Origin of the sequence: Serratia sp. 3ACOL1, assembly GCF_003668775.1 — a bacterium.
Lineage (GTDB): Bacteria > Pseudomonadota > Gammaproteobacteria > Enterobacterales > Enterobacteriaceae > Chania > Chania fonticola.
Genome location: NZ_CP033055.1, coordinates 1,339,640 through 1,356,291 on the forward strand (window position 1 = coordinate 1,339,640; position 16,652 = coordinate 1,356,291).

At 53.4% G+C, this 16,652-nt stretch carries 22 protein-coding genes; 9 read left to right on the forward strand and 13 right to left on the reverse strand.

All coding sequences use genetic code 11. The features are described 5' to 3' along the window. Window positions 1-3 precede the first annotated feature (3 nt). Both D9980_RS06240 and D9980_RS26835 read right to left on the reverse strand, forming a co-directional pair. Window positions 4-867, reverse strand: coding sequence for an HlyD family secretion protein (locus D9980_RS06240; protein WP_121606735.1), 864 nt, complete (start codon window positions 865-867; stop codon window positions 4-6). A gap of 3 nt (window positions 868-870) precedes the next feature. After that, window positions 871-1,107: a DUF1656 domain-containing protein gene (locus D9980_RS26835; protein ID WP_024486868.1), complete on the reverse strand. Its 237-nt coding sequence runs from the start codon at window positions 1,105-1,107 to the stop codon at window positions 871-873. Between the two features lie 179 nt (window positions 1,108-1,286). Here D9980_RS26835 and slyA point away from each other — a divergent pair, with 179 nt between their 5' ends. Next, window positions 1,287-1,721: a transcriptional regulator SlyA gene (gene slyA, locus D9980_RS06250; RefSeq protein ID WP_021178082.1), complete on the forward strand. Its 435-nt coding sequence runs from the start codon at window positions 1,287-1,289 to the stop codon at window positions 1,719-1,721. A gap of 89 nt (window positions 1,722-1,810) precedes the next feature. On the opposite strand, the gene D9980_RS06255 is transcribed toward slyA, so the two are convergent. Then, the gene (locus D9980_RS06255) at window positions 1,811-2,275 is read right to left on the reverse strand and encodes a glycine zipper 2TM domain-containing protein (RefSeq protein ID WP_021178081.1); all 465 of its coding nucleotides are present in this window, start codon (window positions 2,273-2,275) and stop codon (window positions 1,811-1,813) included. A 368-nt stretch (window positions 2,276-2,643) separates the two neighbouring features. Here D9980_RS06255 and anmK point away from each other — a divergent pair, with 368 nt between their 5' ends. The 4 genes from anmK to tyrS all read left to right on the forward strand — a co-directional run bounded on the left by anmK (window position 2,644) and on the right by tyrS (window position 6,427). After that, window positions 2,644-3,765, forward strand: coding sequence for an anhydro-N-acetylmuramic acid kinase (gene anmK, locus D9980_RS06260; RefSeq protein WP_046808207.1), 1,122 nt, complete (start codon window positions 2,644-2,646; stop codon window positions 3,763-3,765). 44 nt (window positions 3,766-3,809) lie between these two features. Further along, window positions 3,810-4,127 carry an MliC family protein gene (locus D9980_RS06265; protein WP_121606736.1) on the forward strand — a complete coding sequence of 106 codons (318 nt, stop codon included), beginning with the start codon at window positions 3,810-3,812 and terminating at the stop codon, window positions 4,125-4,127. A 230-nt stretch (window positions 4,128-4,357) separates the two neighbouring features. Beyond that, the gene (gene pdxH / locus D9980_RS06270; RefSeq protein ID WP_021804541.1) at window positions 4,358-5,011 is read left to right on the forward strand and encodes a pyridoxamine 5'-phosphate oxidase; all 654 of its coding nucleotides are present in this window, start codon (window positions 4,358-4,360) and stop codon (window positions 5,009-5,011) included. A 141-nt stretch (window positions 5,012-5,152) separates the two neighbouring features. Beyond that, window positions 5,153-6,427 carry a tyrosine--tRNA ligase gene (tyrS, locus tag D9980_RS06275; RefSeq protein WP_121606737.1) on the forward strand — a complete coding sequence of 425 codons (1,275 nt, stop codon included), beginning with the start codon at window positions 5,153-5,155 and terminating at the stop codon, window positions 6,425-6,427. 54 nt (window positions 6,428-6,481) lie between these two features. Here tyrS and gstA read toward each other — a convergent pair whose 3' ends face one another. The 5 genes from gstA to D9980_RS06300 all read right to left on the reverse strand — a co-directional run bounded on the left by gstA (window position 6,482) and on the right by D9980_RS06300 (window position 9,741). Next, window positions 6,482-7,084, reverse strand: coding sequence for a glutathione transferase GstA (gene gstA / locus D9980_RS06280; RefSeq protein WP_021178076.1), 603 nt, complete (start codon window positions 7,082-7,084; stop codon window positions 6,482-6,484). A gap of 97 nt (window positions 7,085-7,181) precedes the next feature. Continuing rightward, a complete protein-coding gene (gene dapA / locus D9980_RS06285) occupies window positions 7,182-8,063 on the reverse strand; it encodes a 4-hydroxy-tetrahydrodipicolinate synthase (RefSeq protein WP_121606738.1) in 882 nt (293 codons plus the stop codon). A gap of 357 nt (window positions 8,064-8,420) precedes the next feature. Further along, window positions 8,421-8,684, reverse strand: coding sequence for a DUF3811 domain-containing protein (locus D9980_RS06290; RefSeq protein ID WP_024486509.1), 264 nt, complete (start codon window positions 8,682-8,684; stop codon window positions 8,421-8,423). A gap of 83 nt (window positions 8,685-8,767) precedes the next feature. Further along, window positions 8,768-9,433 (reverse strand): HD domain-containing protein, encoded by a 666-nt coding sequence (locus D9980_RS06295; RefSeq protein WP_024486508.1) that lies wholly within the window; start codon window positions 9,431-9,433, stop codon window positions 8,768-8,770. A gap of 38 nt (window positions 9,434-9,471) precedes the next feature. Then, window positions 9,472-9,741 carry a hypothetical protein gene (locus D9980_RS06300; RefSeq protein ID WP_121606739.1) on the reverse strand — a complete coding sequence of 90 codons (270 nt, stop codon included), beginning with the start codon at window positions 9,739-9,741 and terminating at the stop codon, window positions 9,472-9,474. 187 nt (window positions 9,742-9,928) lie between these two features. On the opposite strand from D9980_RS06300, the gene D9980_RS06305 reads away from it, so the two are divergent. Both D9980_RS06305 and D9980_RS06310 read left to right on the forward strand, forming a co-directional pair. After that, entirely contained in the window at window positions 9,929-10,240 is a 312-nt protein-coding gene (locus D9980_RS06305) for a hypothetical protein (protein WP_121606740.1), read from the forward strand. Window positions 10,241-10,271: 31 nt separating this feature from the next. Continuing rightward, window positions 10,272-10,652, forward strand: coding sequence for a nuclear transport factor 2 family protein (locus tag D9980_RS06310; RefSeq protein WP_121606741.1), 381 nt, complete (start codon window positions 10,272-10,274; stop codon window positions 10,650-10,652). A gap of 12 nt (window positions 10,653-10,664) precedes the next feature. Here the strand turns inward: D9980_RS06310 and D9980_RS06315 are convergent, their stop codons facing one another. Next, complete coding sequence (locus tag D9980_RS06315) at window positions 10,665-11,042, reverse strand: RidA family protein (RefSeq protein WP_098931222.1); 378 nt, start codon at window positions 11,040-11,042, stop codon at window positions 10,665-10,667. 126 nt (window positions 11,043-11,168) lie between these two features. On the opposite strand from D9980_RS06315, the gene D9980_RS06320 reads away from it, so the two are divergent. Then, complete coding sequence (locus D9980_RS06320; RefSeq protein WP_121608966.1) at window positions 11,169-12,023, forward strand: aminoglycoside phosphotransferase family protein; 855 nt, start codon at window positions 11,169-11,171, stop codon at window positions 12,021-12,023. Window positions 12,024-12,029: 6 nt separating this feature from the next. Here D9980_RS06320 and D9980_RS06325 read toward each other — a convergent pair whose 3' ends face one another. After that, window positions 12,030-13,214, reverse strand: a complete 1,185-nt coding sequence (locus D9980_RS06325) for a benzoate/H(+) symporter BenE family transporter (protein WP_121606742.1) — start codon at window positions 13,212-13,214, stop codon at window positions 12,030-12,032. 110 nt (window positions 13,215-13,324) lie between these two features. Between D9980_RS06325 and D9980_RS06330 the strand changes: the two genes are divergently transcribed. Further along, the gene (locus D9980_RS06330) at window positions 13,325-13,888 is read left to right on the forward strand and encodes a helix-turn-helix domain-containing protein (RefSeq protein ID WP_046808208.1); all 564 of its coding nucleotides are present in this window, start codon (window positions 13,325-13,327) and stop codon (window positions 13,886-13,888) included. A 103-nt stretch (window positions 13,889-13,991) separates the two neighbouring features. On the opposite strand, the gene D9980_RS06335 is transcribed toward D9980_RS06330, so the two are convergent. The 3 genes from D9980_RS06335 to dtpA form a co-directional block, all read right to left on the reverse strand. Beyond that, a complete protein-coding gene (locus D9980_RS06335) occupies window positions 13,992-14,144 on the reverse strand; it encodes a Hok/Gef family protein (RefSeq protein ID WP_059200725.1) in 153 nt (50 codons plus the stop codon). 386 nt (window positions 14,145-14,530) lie between these two features. Beyond that, complete coding sequence (locus D9980_RS06340) at window positions 14,531-14,683, reverse strand: Hok/Gef family protein (protein ID WP_080660769.1); 153 nt, start codon at window positions 14,681-14,683, stop codon at window positions 14,531-14,533. Window positions 14,684-14,975: 292 nt separating this feature from the next. Further along, window positions 14,976-16,484, reverse strand: a complete 1,509-nt coding sequence (gene dtpA, locus D9980_RS06345; protein WP_024486618.1) for a dipeptide/tripeptide permease DtpA — start codon at window positions 16,482-16,484, stop codon at window positions 14,976-14,978. Window positions 16,485-16,652 lie beyond the last annotated feature (168 nt).

Genomic DNA, 16,652 nt, shown 5'->3' on the forward strand with positions numbered 1-16,652 from the left:
ACATTAGTCCTGCTGATGAATTGAAATGGTGCAGGTGGTACCGGCTACCAGAGTCAGGTCGGCCGGAATATCGATCAGCTTGATACGTACCGGCACCCGCTGTGCCAGGCGCACCCAAGGCACGTTGGGTTTCACATCCATCAGCAAGTCACTGCTGCTGTCGGCACTTTGGTCGTAAATGGCCCGGCCAATGCTTTCGACCACCCCTTGCAGCCGAATATTGCCGTTATATAACACGATATCCGCCTTGCGACCCTCTCTGATATGCCTGAGCTTGGTCTCTTCGAAATAACCCAGCACATAGAACGAATGGGTGTCTACCAGCGCCACCAACGGCGTTCCTGCGGTGGCGTAGTTGCCGACGCGGGCCTGTAAGTTGGTGATGTAACCGTCGGTTGGGGCATAGATCCGCGTCTTGCTGAGGTTCCATTTGGCCTGTTCCAGATTGGCCTGAGCCGCCTTATACGAGGCTTTCATGGAGGCGGCGGCCAGGTTTGACTCATCCAGATCTTCAGAGGAGATGACGTTACGGGGCAGGCTGCGGCGGCGGGCCGCTTCATGGTCGGCCTTGGCCATATCGGCCTGCGCTTTGGCTAGTGCCGCCTCGGCATTGTCCAACGCAATTTGGTAAGGCACGGGATCAATGCTGAAAATCAAGCTGCCCGCAGAAACGAACTGGTTATCATGAACTAGTATCTTCTCTAATCTGCCAGAGACTTCCGGAGTAATATTGACCAGCTCAGCCCGCACCTTACCGTCGCGTGTCCAAGGGGATTGCATGTAGTAATTCCATAACCACCAGCCGGCACAAAGCGCGATGGCGCAAACAATAACCGTCGAAAAATACTTTAATGTCTTATGCTTCATGAGCTACCAACTCGCTAGGAGCCACAGGGAACCGCTGACGGTAATGACGAAGATGGACAGATCCATCAGCATAGGGTGCCAGATATCACCGGAGTACATCCAGTCGCGTAGCAAATGATGCACCAGCAGCCAGAAGACTAACCCGAGTAAGAAAGCTTTAAATAGAGGTGGGAAATAAAGCGATGCACCCAGCACCAGATCGGGCAGTGGTGACGCAGTATGGAGCCAAGTCGTATTCACGTTAGCAATCCCGATGAGTGAATATGAAGGATGTTTGCATAGAGGATAACCAATTACCGATAAAAATGTGTCTATTTTTGCGATTTGGATTATATACATTTGTGTTTTTAATGTTAATTAACCAAAATGGGCTACACTTTGGGGAGTAATGTTAGCATGCTAACTATAAGGAGGGGGAAGTGGAATCAACGTTAGGTTCAGATTTAGCACGATTAGTTCGTGTTTGGCGTGCGCTGATCGATCATCGGCTAAAGCCGTTGGAGCTTACACAAACGCATTGGGTGACATTGCACAATATCAATCGATTACCGCCAGAACAGTCGCAAATCCAATTGGCAAAAGCGATAGGTATTGAGCAGCCTTCATTGGTTCGTACTTTGGATCAACTGGAAGAAAAAGGGTTGATCACCCGACACACCTGCGCTAACGATCGCCGTGCCAAGCGCATCAAATTGACCGAGGCGGCAGAGCCGATTATTCGTGAAGTGGATAGTGTGATCACGTCGACCAGAGGCGAAATTCTCAGCGGTATCTCGGCAGAAGAAGTAAGACTTTTAGTTGGTCTGATTAGCAAGCTGGAACAGAACATCATCGAACTGCAAGAAAAACAATAAATCCAGCGCCTTTATTATTATGCTTAGTCACAGCAACAAACAGAAACCGGAGGCCCAGGGGCCTCCGGTTTTACATTCAGGCAAGGACGTTACAGTGGAGAAACGGTAACGGTACTGCCATTTTGCGCCATACGAACGCGCTGGCCTGGGCTGAATTTAGTCGACCCGGCTTTCTGTACCACTACGATATTTTCTTTATTATCGGTTTTGATTTCCAGCTCCCAAGCGTTGCTACGGCTAGCTGCGCTACCGACGCTGTCGCCTACCACACCACCGGCTACGGCGCCCGCTGCGGTTGCCAGGCTACGGCCTGTGCCGCCACCAATGGTATTCCCCAGGAATCCACCCAGGACTGCGCCGCCGATAGTGCCAAGCATGCTTGAGCCTTCACCGCCCTGAATTTGCACCGGGCGTACGGACACCAAGGTCCCAAAGGTCACGGTTTGTACCTGTTTGGCCTGAGAGGCGGAATAGACATCACCGGACGCGGTTTGGTTTGCACAGCCCGCCAGTGTGACTGAGGCGAGAGCGACAACAAGAAGACGCTTGATCATATAAAGCTCCTGCAGTTGGTAATCCAGATCTGGGAGATAGGCCCAAACCAAGTTCTATAAATCTTACAGCAATTATGGTTGAATCGGTTTGATATCACCCATGTGTTGCCTTCTGTATACAGCTTAGCTTTTCTCTGTTCAACCAATAATAAACGGTGGTTTAACTTTGTGACAGAACTGAAAACAAATAACCGGCGCTTTATTCTCCCCTGAATTGTTTATTATGTAACCAATGCTCGACATAAAATAAACAACTTCGCTCACAGGCTGTAAAAAAGGCATCATAATTCATGGCGTTAATCGCACAATTCTGGTCTATTTAAAGGGTGAAAACGGTTGCAACCTGGAAAGGGTAAAGGATAGTGCTGATGAAGTCAGGCCGCTATATTGGTGTTATGTCTGGCACCAGTCTGGATGGGATCGACGTGGTGCTTGCCGCGATCGATGAACGTATGGTGGCGCAACAGGCAAGCTATAGCCACCCAATGCCGATCCAACTGAAAAAAGAGATTCTGGGGATGTGCCAAGGGCAGCAGACCACGCTTTCTGCCGTAGGACGGTTGGATGCCCAGTTGGGCACGCTGTTCGGTGAAGCGGTGCTGGGGCTGTTAAAGCAAACCGGTATTCCTGCCCATGAAATCACCGCCATTGGCTGTCATGGCCAAACGGTGTGGCATGAACCGGAGGGCGAGACGCGCTTTTCGATGCAGCTTGGGGACAATAACCGGGTGGCGGCATTGACCAATATCACTACCGTGGGGGATTTTCGCCGCCGTGATATGGCCTATGGTGGCCAAGGCGCGCCCTTGGTTCCCGCGTTTCATCAGGCTTTGTTGGCTCACCCGACCGAGCGCCGTATGGTGCTGAATATTGGCGGCATCGCCAACCTGTCACTGCTACTGCCCGGCGCACCGGTGCGCGGTTTTGATACCGGGCCGGGGAATATGCTGCTGGATGCGTGGGTATGGCGCCACCGCTCAAAACCTTTTGATAAAGACGGCCTTTGGGCGATGGAAGGGCGCGTCTGCTTACCGCTATTGCAACAGATGTTGGCCGATCCTTATTTCGCCTTACCGGCACCGAAAAGTACCGGTCGGGAATATTTCAATATCAGTTGGCTGGAAAAACAGCTGGCGACGTTGCCGGGGTTAACTCCGGTGGATGTGATGAGCACGCTGGTGGAGCTGACCGCCACCACCATCTGCGAGCAGGTGATGCTGGCTGGGGGCTGTGAGCGTCTGCTGGTCTGCGGTGGTGGTGCCCGTAATCCACTGCTGATGGCGCGAATGTCCGCTTTACTGCCGGGGACCGAGGTGGCTACCACCGATCACTTTGGCGTCAGTGGGGATGACATGGAGGCGTTAGCCTTCGCCTGGCTGGCATTCCGAACCATTTCCGGTCTGCCGGGAAATCTGCCTTCGGTTACCGGTGCCAGTTGTGAAACTCTGCTGGGTGGGATTTATCCGGTTTTGCCGTTGGGCTACCGCTAGCTCTGTTAGGATAAAGAAAGGGTTAATATCTTAAGGAGCACCAGATGAAAAAAATAGCGATGGTTGTCGGGGTTCTCGTGTTGGCGGGTTGCAGTTACGTAGTCCCGCAAAAAAGCGAAACGCTGCACTATCAATGCGGAACGACGCCGCTCACCGTAGATCTCAATGGTGAAGAGAGCACGGTCAGCTTCCTGATGGACGGCGAACAGCTGAAGCTGAAACAGGTGCTGGCGGCGTCCGGTGCCAAATACAGCGACGGTAAATACACCTTCTGGTCGAAAGGGCCAAACGCCTTTATCGAGCGCAATGATAAAGTGATCATGAGCGACTGCGTGCTGGCTCAAGACGCGAACCACGCTTAATACCGCGCCACTGAAGCCTGAGGCAGGTGGGAGTTGTGCAGGTTAGCCGACCGTTGAGCGCAAGGATGTGCGATACGAGCCTCCATGGATGGATTTACGGCGTGTCGGCGTTCTGCATGACTCTCACCTGTTGCATTATCGGGGGAGCTATTTGCTAGCAGAATGATTGAGATCCTACTGCTACAGGCGCAGAATATGACAACGAATTTACCGCTTGGTTGCTAATCCAGATGACTGATAATAATGAGTTTGATGTGGCGGATCTGCGCCGTGAATATACCCGTGGCGGTCTGCGCCGTAACGATCTGACCGCCAACCCCCTGGATTTGTTCGAACGCTGGCTCAAACAGGCTTGTGAGGCGCGTCTGGCCGATCCTACCGCCATGTGCGTCGCTACCGTGGACGAGCAGGGGCAGCCTTTCCAACGCATCGTGTTGCTAAAGCACTTCGATGACCAAGGCTTGGTGTTTTATACCAACCTGGGCAGCCGCAAAGCGCAACAACTGGCGCAAAACCCGCATATCAGCCTGCTGTTCCCGTGGCATATGCTGGATCGTCAGGTGATCTTCCTCGGCAAGGCCGAGCGGCTGTCAACGCTGGAAGTGATGAAGTATTTCAACAGTCGGCCCAAAGACAGCCAGATTGGCGCTTGGGTGTCGCAACAGTCAACGCGCATTTCTGCCCGTGGCATCCTCGAAAGCAAGTTCCTCGAACTGAAGCAAAAGTTCCAGCAAGGGGAAGTGCCATTGCCCAGTTTCTGGGGTGGTTTCCGCGTCAGATTCGACTCCGTTGAGTTCTGGCAAGGGGGCGCGCACCGCTTGCATGACCGTTTCCTGTATCAACGCGAGGGAAATGACTGGAAAATTGACCGACTGGCACCCTGATAGACGGAAAATCCCCCTTAAGCGCTGGCACTGATGCCGCTGGCGCTTTATTCTATGCGCTACCCCGAATTTTGTGATTTTCGCCAATGGGCGAAGGCCGTGTACCGGCAAAGGTGCATTCGTTTATACATGGAGAAATTGATGGCTAGCATCAACCTGATTCAACAACTGCAAGAGCGGGGCCTGGTGGCTCAAGTGACGGACGAGGAAGCGTTAGCAGAGCGACTGGCGCAAGGGCCAATTGCACTGTATTGCGGCTTCGATCCGACCGCTGACAGCTTGCATTTGGGCCATCTGGTGCCTCTGCTGTGCCTGAAGCGTTTCCAACTGGCCGGCCATACGCCGGTAGCGTTGGTAGGTGGCGCGACCGGTATGATCGGCGACCCAAGCTTTAAAGCCGCCGAACGCAAACTCAACACCACGGAAACAGTCAACGAATGGGTCGAGAAAATCCGCAAGCAGGTTTCTCCGTTCCTCGATTTCGACTGTGGCAGCAACAGCGCCATTGCGGCCAACAACTACGATTGGTTTGGCGGCATGAACGTGCTGACCTTCCTGCGTGACATCGGTAAACACTTCTCGGTTAACCAGATGATCAACAAGGAAGCGGTCAAGCAGCGCCTGAACCGTGATGATTCCGGGATCTCCTTCACCGAGTTTTCCTACAACCTGCTGCAAGGGTTCGACTTCTCCGAGCTGTATAACCGCCATCAGGTGGAGCTGCAGATCGGGGGTTCAGACCAGTGGGGCAACATCACCTCGGGTATCGACCTGACTCGCCGCATGCACCAGAAACAGGTGTTTGGCCTGACGGTGCCGTTGATCACCAAGTCAGACGGTACCAAGTTTGGTAAAACCGAAGGCGGTGCGGTATGGCTGGCTCCGGAAAAAACCAGCCCGTACAAATTCTACCAGTTCTGGATCAACACCGCGGATGCGGACGTTTATCGCTTCCTGAAGTTCTTCACCTTCCTGAGCATTGAAGAGATTAATGCGCTAGAAGAAGAAGACAAGAACAGCGGCAAAGCGCCGCGCGCCCAGTATGTGCTGGCAGAGGAAGTGACCGGTATGGTGCATGGCGCTGAGGGCTTGGCCGCGGCGAAACGTATCACCCAGAGCCTGTTCTCTGGCGCACTGCATGATATGACCGAGGCGGACTTTGCGCAGTTGGCTCAGGATGGCATGCCAACCATCAAGCTGGAGAACGATGCCGATCTGCAACAGGCATTGGTTAATGCGGAGCTGGTTCCTTCTCGTGGCCAGGCTCGCACCATGATCGGTTCCAACGCGGTGACCATCAACGGTGAGAAGCAGTCCAACCCAGAATATCTGTTTACCGATAGCGATCGCCTGTTTGGCCGTTACACGCTGCTGCGTCGTGGCAAAAAGCATTACTGCCTGGTTGACTGGAAATAATCTGTTTTGATGCTGACAAGGGGCCCAATGTGGCCCCTTTCTTTTATTCTGGTTTTATAGACCTTCGGCACTTAACGTTGCTGCCACCGCCGGGCGAGCCGCTACGCGATCGAAATAAGCCGTCAGGTGTGCATGCTTCGTGAGATCAAACTGTAACGCCTTCGCCCAACGCAACACGGTGAACAGATACGCGTCCGCCACGCTGAAACGCTGGCCCAACAGGTAATGCTGCTTCTCCAGCACTGAATCCAGATAGCTGAACTGGCTAGCCAGCTTATCGCGGGCAATCGCTTTATATTCGTCCGGCGTTTTCGGGTTAAACAGCGGGCTGAAGCCTTTGTGCAGCTCGGTGGCCACGTAGTTCAGCCATTCGATCGCATGATAGCGAGAAAGCGTACCAGCGGCCGGGATCAGGTTACGATCTGGTACGCGATCCGCCAGGTATTGCACAATCGCCACGCCTTCGGTCAGCAGGCTGCCATCGTCAAGTACCAACGCCGGGACTTGCCCCTTCGGGTTGATCGCCAGATAGTCGGCACCACTTTCGGTTTTCTTGTGAGCTAAATCGACTTTCTCTGCGGTGAAATCCAACCCGGCCTCACGTAATACGATGTGAGGGGACAGGGAACAGGCGCCAGCTTTATAGAACAATTTCATCGAAAACTCCTTGATGGTGATGAAGGACAGGCAGGTTTAACCTCCCATCCTAGTCCTAGGCCAGAAAAATTACAGCGGTTTTACCAACAATATTTTATTACTTCACCAAAGTGAGCGCTGGCATCTGCGCCAGTAAATCGGCGATTTGCTGTTGCAATGCCTGTGGCGCGATTTGCATTGGGGAGCGAAGCTCGTTTTTTATCAGCCCTTGCTGAGACAGCGCCGCTTTAACCGGGCCTGGGTTCGGGTAGCTGAACATCTGTTGGATCATCGGCAGCAGGGTATAGAAGTTGCTGCGTGCGGCGGCCAGATCGCCTTGCACGACTTGTTCAACCAGAGCAACAAAGCGTTCCGGGTGCAGGTGTGCCGCAGCGGAAATCGCGCCACTTCCTCCCAAACATAGCGTGGTCAGGATCAGATGGTCTTCACCGGTCAGCACGTCGATCTCTCCGTCCTGGATCAGCGCCATGGTGGCCTCGGGGCAGCCGCCACAATCTTTGATCGCCTTGATTTGCGGGTGGCGGGCGAGTTGCCGCAGCGTTGCCAGCTCAAAGGTTGCTCCGGTGCGATAAGGCACGTTATACAAAATTACCGGGACGCGAGAGGCATCGGCAAGGCGGGTAAAATACTCCACCAGGCCCGCCTGCGAAGGGCGAATATAGTATGGGGCGGGGATCAGCACACCGGCGATATCGCGCTGGTTGATGGCTTGCTGCATCTGCAAGGTACTAGCCATGTTATTTCCGGAAAGGCCCATGACCACCTGGCAGGCTGGCACCACCTCGAGAACGGTATCCAGCACCGCCAACTGTTCTTCTTTGCTCAGGGCCGCGGCTTCACCGGTTGAACCGCAGACCACCACGCCAGCGACGCCTTTGGCGATCAGATGCTGAGCCAGCCTTTTGACTGCCGGGAAATCCACGTCGTCATGATTGAATGGGGTAACCAGTGCTACCCAAATACCGGAAAATGAAGCCATGTAAAACTCCTGCTGCGTGACCGACTAGGAGTCAGATGAGAAAACCAGAGAGGAGTATCGCGTTGCACACCATCCAGTCAGCTCATCTGACGGGACAGCGCGCCCCGGTCAAATGAGCGGCTGTTTCTTCGAAGTAAGCGCCAAAGCTTCACCCACGGTCAACGCGGTTTGCTGCGGTGTTGCCTGTTGGATGAAAGGGGTCATGGCGATCTCGTAACCAGTGAATGTCACCCGATAGTGGACAGGTCACGGTTAGCTGTCAATGGATAACTAGATGATAATAGTGATATTAATAATGGCAGGGTGCATATGAATCTGGCTTATCAAACAGAAACCCCGCCGAAGCGGGGTCTGTGATCAACGATGTGGGCGCGTGCTGATGGAGGCAGTCCAACTGAAGGTGGCACCTGTTGGCTGTGCCCGGTTGGCTTTGCGTTCTGCGCGGGTCGCTTTGGCAATCTTTTCACGCGCGGCCATAATGCGATCGATGGCTTCGTCTTTAATTCTATTATGTTCGGAGTTGGTCAACTGGCGCTCGAGGTTTTTGCTTGCTCTGTCCAGATCGGTTTTTACTTCACGTTGTTCGCTTTCTGTCATCTCTTTCAGCGTTAGTCTCTTCATTTTGGCAACCTGTGTTGTGAAGTTGACTTTCAGTGTACAGCATTTATGGCAAAGATATTGTTCTGAAGTTATCAACGAGCCTATCAAACTTCTTCCAGTAGTTCGCTGAGAAAGCGGCGCATGCGTTCGGTGCGTAATGCCGCCATCCTTCGGCCTGCCGCAGTCTGAAACCCTTCCTGTAGTTTGAACAGCTTGGTTTCGAAGTGATCCAGAGTGAATCGCTTGTCATCATACTGGCGCTGTTGCGCCAGCGGGTCGGCGGCATCGTATAGGGCACTACGCATGCGGCCACCGATGTAGAAGCAGCGGGCAACGCCGATCATGCCAATCGCATCCAGCCTGTCGGCATCCTGCAGGATTTTGGCCTCCAGCGTTTGCGGTGGAATAGCGGCAGAAAAGCTGTGAGCCTCAATCGCGTGCGCGGTCTTGTTGATATTCTCATCAGACCAACCAAGGGTTGCCAGCGCGATGCCGGCTTTTTCTGCCGCCATGCGGGAGGCCAGATGGCGCTGAGGGGAGTTTTTCTCTACCGCAACGCAGTCATGCAGCAACACGGCGGCACACAGAATTTGCTGGTCTCCCCCTTCATCCTGGCTGATTTGGCGACAATTTTTCCACACGCGGTGCAGGTGGGCTACATCGTGCGAGCCATCATCGCCCTCTAGCGTCAGCGGCAGCAATTCCTGGGCTAATGCCTGAAATGGAGAGAAGGGTTGTAACAGCTCTGGGGAGACAGTTGGAGAATGCACAAATCGATCCTTATCAATAGGCTGGAAGTGAGGAGGGATTACTCGTTGCGAAGGTTGCCGTATTTGTTGTCGTACTCGCGCCGATAGCCGCGTGCCTTATTGCGATCGCGTATCCATAGATAGCCGCAAACCAGGGCCACCAGCGTTGAAAATGAAACATTACGCATATCCCGGTCATAATAAAACACCAACAATGCATCCAGCGCCGCCACCAGGGCAATCCACTTATACATGTGCGACTGCCGCCGCGTTGCGGCGTTAAGGCGTTTCAACTGTCTGGCTTCATGCAAAACCGGCTTTTGCTGCATAGTCACTCATCATCAATCAGTCCAGTTGCTAAATTAGCAGATTATTCCCGACAGCGTCATAGCGGATAATGGCTGTTATGTCACTTTTTGCATCGGTTTAAAAATCATGCGCTGACGGATTGAAATCGGCCAAAAACATGATAGGTTATTTATTCACTATTTACGGTTTTATATTCAGTGGGTGGCGATGATTGTCAGAACCTGGCACGGCTGCGTGCCGCTACAACATCGGCAAGGATTTGCCGATCATTTACATGTCACAGGCGTCAAGCATGCTAAAGAGATTGCGGGCAACCGTGGGGCTTTTGTCAGGCAAGAAGTGCAGGGAGAGTATGCGCATTTCTTTCTGGCAACCTATTGGACCTCGTTGGCGGCCATCAAGTGTTTCGCCGGTGAAGCCTATCAGGTGGCGGTCACTTATCCGGATGATGAAGCCTTCGCGCTGATCTCCGATCCTTACGTGTTTCACCATCAGGTTGATGAAATCGTCGAGCTTTAACCTCGGATTCAACGTTATGCAGGGGATTACGATGAACAGCAAAACAGTGCGCCCAGAAGAGACCGTGCAACAGCAGCTTGATGCCTACAATGCCCGTGATATCGACGCCTTTATGGCCTGCTGGGCCGATGATGCGCTGTATTATCAGCATCCGGATACGCTGCTTGCTCGTGGTAAAGGTGAAATTCGTGAGCGTCATCTTGCCCGCTTCCAAGAGCCTAGCCTATACGGGGAGCGAATAAAACGTATGGTGGTGGAGAATTTGGTCATCGACCAAGAGGTGGTCACGCGCAATTTTCCACAGGGACGCGGGAAGATGGACGTTATTGCCATCTATGAAATTGAGCAAGGGAAGATCGCCAAGGCCTGGTTTAAGATTGGGCCTTGTGAACTGGATGAGGGCGCATTATAGCGCCCCCCTGATTTACAGTGCCAAAATGGCTTCGATCTCGACGTTGAGATCGGGTGAAAACAGGGCGCTGACGGCAACCAGTGAACTTGCAGGGAGCGCACCGTCCAGATAGTCGAACAGGACGTCACGGATGGCGGCCAGGTCGGCTATCTCGGTCAGAAAAACGGTGATTTTGATCAGTGATTTAAGATTGGTGCCTTCGCTGGCAGCCACGGCCGCCAGTTGTTCCAGTATGGCGCGAGCCTGGTCTTGTACCGCTTGTCCCTGGGCTTCGGTGGCAAAGGCGGTCAGGCCAGAAACGTACAGCGTATCGGCGTGGCGTACCGCGTGCACATAGGGCCCACCCGGCTTAGGTAATTTTGCATAGTTGGTACGTTTGAGTAATGACATGATGACCCCACGAGATGACCAATAGCACGCACTCATCAGCGCGTGCAGCCGAAAGTTTTGCATGATGCTGCCTGGTAATACTATCATCCCAAGCAGTCGTTCACGCAATAAGGGTGCATAAGGGTGATCAACCAGGCATTTATTCCTTATCTGCAACGTTGGCAACTTGAGCCAGACGGGCAAGCGTTTGAAACCCATAGCAGCCTGTTGATGCCGGTACGCTATCAAATGATGCCCGCAATGCTGAAAATTGCCCGCGAACAGGAAGAAAAATTTGGCGGCCAACTGATGTGCTGGTGGCGTGGAGAAGGTGCTGCGCGGGTGCTGGCCTGGCATGATGACGGCATTTTGCTGGAAAGGGCTATGGGGCCTTTGTCATTGGCACAGCTGGTACGCAACGGTGAAGACCAACGGGCAACCGCTATTCTGTGCAAGGTCATTGCTCGATTGCATGCGCCGCGAGATGAACCTTACCCCGAATTGATCCCCTTGCATCAGTGGTTTAATGCCCTATGGCCCGCAGCGCAGGCTCACGGAGGCATGCTGCGCTTGAGTGCTACCGCTGCGGCAGAACTGTTGACCAGCCCGCGGGATCAAGGGGTGTTGCATGGGGATATTCACCATGACAACGTGCTGGATTTTGCCGAACGCGGCTGGCTAGTGATCGATCCCAAGCGTCTGTATGGCGAGCGAGGATTTGATTACGCCAATATCTTCTGCAACCCCAATTACGGTGTCGCCACCGATCCCGATATCTTCCATAGTCGCGTTGAACAGGTTTGCTCGCTGGCTGGCTTGGAACGTTGCCGTCTGCTGCAGTGGATCCTGGCCTGGGCGGGACTTTCCGCGGCCTGGTTTTTGGAAGATGGTGAGCAAGCGGATATCGATTTTCGCGTAGCAGAACTGGCAGCGCGTGCCTTGGGTATCGCGCTGCCGCAGGGTGATAGCGGATTTATCCTGCCAATCGTTGAGAGCCAATAGCGGGATTCAAGGCATTTTGCGCCGTGGTAATGAGAAAATAGCGTATGCCAGTACACCGCCAATCAACCCCCAGAACGCAGCCCCCACGTTTAACAACGTCAGCCCGGAAGCGGTGATCAGAAAGGTGATCACCGCGGCGTCCCGCTGTTTATCATCCTGGAGCGCGCGTTGCAAACTACCTGCAATGGTGCCTAATAACGCCAGCCCGGCGATGGTATGGATCAAGGTTACCGGCAGGGCGCTGAACAGCATGCCAATGGTACCGCCGAACACCCCAGCTAACAGATAAAAACCACCGGCGGCCACGGCGGCCATATAACGGCGCTTGGGATCGGGATGAACATCCGGCCCCATACAGATGGCGGCGGTGATGGCCGCAATACACACTGTAAAGCCGCCAAAGGGGGCCAGCACCAGAGCCGTCAGGGCAGTCCAACTGATTAATGGTGAAGTGGGGACGTCATACCCGCCAGCCTTGAGAGTGGCGATGCCAGGCGCGTTCTGCGAGGCCATTGTCACGACAAAGAAAGGAATACCTATGCCCAGCAGCGTCGACAGCGTGAAGTGCGGAGCGATAAATTCCGGCTTGGCGAAGGACAGCGTTTGTTGGGTGAAATGAATGTTACCCTGTAACGCTGCGATGATCAGCCCGGCCAGCAACGTCAGAACGATCCCGTAACGCGGCAGATAGCGGCGGGTGAATAGATACACCAGGCACATACCGGCGCTGAGAGAAAAGTTGATCTGCAAGGAAGCAAAGGCGTCCAACCCGAAGCGGAGCAATATTCCGGCCAGCATCGCTGCCGATATGGCCTGCGGGATATGATTCATCAACCTGGCAAACAGGCCGGTGACACCACACAGCAGGATTAGCCCACTGGCGAAAATAAATACCCCGATGGCCTCATTGAGCGGGGTACCGGGCAAGCTGGTGACCAGCAACGCGGCACCAGGCGTCGACCAGGCGGTGAGGATTGGCGTACGGTAATAGAGCGAGAGCCCCACCGAAGTGATACCCATACCTAGACCAAGCATGCTCAGCCAGCCGCCAATTTGTATCGGGCTTGCCCCCGCAGCAGCAGCGGCCTGGAAGATAATCGCTGCAGAACTGGTATAGCCTACCAGCACGGCGACAAAACCGGCAACGATGGCAGAAAAGGAGATATCACGTAATGAGAGTGCAGGACGCATAACCGCTCCCGAGTAGTGTGCGTTATAACGGTCGAATTGACGGAGCATAGCATCGTGCGTTATAGCGCACAAGGGGCTATAATCGCCGCAGGTTTTTCAGGAGAATAGCTATGCAGGATCTTGCCAGCCATTTGGCGCAAACGCTGAAGTCATTACGTACGCAACGCGGTTGGAGCCTTAATCAGGCTGCCGAAAATACGGGCGTCAGCAAGGCGATGCTGGGGCAGATCGAACGGGGTGAGTCCAGCCCAACGGTGGCGACCTTATGGAAAATTGCTACCGGGTTTAACGTGGCTTTCTCTGCCTTTCTGGAAACGGCGCCGTTGCAGCCGGCGGCTATGTTGCATCGTTATGGCGAGTTGCCAATCTTCAATCAAGACAATGCCGACATGCGTGTGGTGCCGCTTTTCCCGTTCGACCACCAACTGGGTTTTGATATGTTTGTCATCGATTTAGCCCCTGGCGCGCTCAGTGAATCCTCGGCTCATGAGCCGGGCGTGATTGAACATGTCATTGTCATCAGTGGCCAACTTGAACTGGCGATTAACGGTGAGTGGCATAGCCTTGCCAGCGGCGAAGCCATGCGTTTCCAGGCGGATTGCCCACATGCGTATCATAATGCCAGCGCAGAGCCGGTACGTATTCACGACTTGATCCATTACCCCCTGGTTTAAACCGGATTTAATCGCAGCAGTGAATTTTGACGTGCTAAAAGGGTGCTCGCGGATCGCCTCCCAGCAAGTTACGGATGGGGCGAACCCCATCCGTGGGATCGCCTTACCGCTGTTTCAGGCAAGACAGAATGGCGGCAATTTCCGTTGTTCCTTGCCTGACGCGTAATTCACACAGCGAATCACGTGTTATCCAGGTGAATGCGATCAGCGTCACACAGATAACGATCAGGCATAAAACCAGCAGTTTTTGCGGCATTCTTAACCTCCTTGTCCCTTGATTTTGGGATTTTAAGAGGCTAACCTCACCTTGCTTAGGAGTGAGATCGGCCTCGGATTGATGTAAATCGGTCCGGGGCTTTTCTCTTTCCATCCTTTACCAAATGCTCCAGACGGAAAGATCCAGAGCACCCACCTGCAGTCTACTTAATACCCATGCTGTTGAATGCGCGCGATTGTTCAGATAGCGAAGCGATTCGCAATTTTTCTGTGCACGTACTGCAATACCGAATGCTGGCATCCGGGGAATTGATAAGGAAAAGCGTGTGGGATGATTTGACAGGATGTTGAAAGGTCAAAGAAGGGTGCTCGCGGATCGCCTCCCAGCAAGTTACGGATGGGGCGAACCCCATCCGTGGGATCGCCTTACCGCTGTTTCAGGCAAGACAGAATGGCGGCAATTTCCGTTGTTCCTTGCCTGACGCGTAATTCACACAGCGAATCACGTGTTATCCAGATGACTGCGATCAGCGTCACACAGATAACGATCAGGCATAAAACCAGCAGTTTTTGCGGCATTATTAACCTCCTTGTCCCTTGATTTCGGGAATTTTAGAGGATAATCTCACCTTGTTAGGGAGTGAGATCGGCCTCGGATTGATGTAAATCGGTCCGGGGCTTTTCTCTTTCCATCCTTTACCAAATGCTCCAGACAGAAAGATCCAGAGCACCCACCTGCAGTCTACTTAATACCCTCGCTGTTGAATGCACGCGATTGTTCAGATAGCGAAGCGATTCGCAATTTTTCTGTGCATCATAAAAAACGCCGAAGCTAGGCTCCGGCGTTTTTGAGGTCAGGTTACAGCAGAGATTAGAGAGCAGCAGCTTTCGCTTTTGCTGCCGTATCTTCTGCGGTATCCAGCGTCATGCGATACAGCTTCGGTGCGGTCAGCATCATCAGCACGGCGATCACTGCCGTGGCGATACCAATCTGCATAAACACGTGGCTATAGATAGCCAAAGAAGCATGCGCATCGTTAATGTCGCTTGGGACGGCAGTCAGACCCGCTACCTTACCGGCGATCAACGCGGCGGCGGCGGTGGTCAGGAACCATGAGCCCATGATAAAGCCCATCAGGCGCTGTGGTACCAACTGGGCGACCATGGCCAGACCCAGACCAGAGATCATCAACTCACCGATACTCTGCAGCGCATAGCTCAAGATTAGCCAGTTAACGGACACGATGCCTTGGTCGTTGGCGAAGCTTGCGCCCCACGGCAGCACCAGGAATGCACCGGAACACAGGATCATGCCGAAGGCAAACTTGTGCGGCATTGGCAGACGATCGCCCATCTTGTTATACAGCGCGGCGAGAATAGGGCTGGCCATCATGATCCAGAACGGGTTCAGTGCCTGATACTGCTCTGGTTCAAAAGCGATCCCCAGAATATTGTGCTCAACGTTGTGGATAGCAAAGAAGTTCAGTGAGGTTGGCATCTGGCTGTACAACACGAAGAACACCACCGCTTCGAGCATCAGCAGGAAGGCCACGATCATTTTACGACGAGCAGCGCCGTGTAAGGCGAAGGTTTCCTTGGCGAACACGATGACGATACCCACAGAGATGATAGCCAGTGCCCAGCGTGCGATAATCTGGTTGTGCAGCAACCAGCTGGAAATGGCGATCAACGCCACAACACCAACGATCACCATCAGCAGTTTTTTGACCTGCAGGGGCTTAAAGTCAGGTTTTGAACCGTATTGCTTAACCCAGCCGTGGCACATCATGAAGTTGACCAGGGTGATCAGCATCCCCACCACGCTCAGTGAGAAGGCGACGCTCCAGCCATATTTGGCCGCTAGCCATGGGGTTGCCAGCATGGAGAAGAATGATCCGATGTTGACGGACATATAGTACATGGTAAATGCACCGTCCAAACGTGGATCGTCTTTCTCATAGCAGGTAGACAGCAGGGAAGAAGGGTTGGCTTTAAACAGACCGCTACCCACGGCGATGGTGGCCATCCCCAGATAAACCCAGAAGATATCATGGCCAGAATAGGCCACCATGGCGTAGCCGGCGGCCAGCACAATGGCCCCCAATACGATCACCCGCTTGGAGCCAAGAACTTTATCCCCCAACCAGCCACCAATGGCCACGAAACCGTACACCAGCGCGCTGAATGAGGAGAACAGCGTAATCGAGTCGGCTTCACTCAGGCCAAGCATCTTGACCAGATAGACCGCCATGATGCCTTGCAGACCGTAGTAGCCGAAACGTTCCCAGAGTTCAATCGAGAAGATCAGGTAGAAGGCCTTAGGTTGCTTAAACGCGTTAAGGCTAATGTTTTCCGAAGAATTGTTGTTTGCAGTTGACACTGGTACCTCTGGTTTTTTCACTACCCGTATTGTCAGGACGGGAATAGCAGAATGTGATGCAGGGCTGCACCCTTCTGCATTGTTATAGGATGAATGCCGGCGGTTAATGTTCACTATCTTTGTCAACGTGGCAAGCTTTTTGACATGTTCTGTTACATATAACATAGG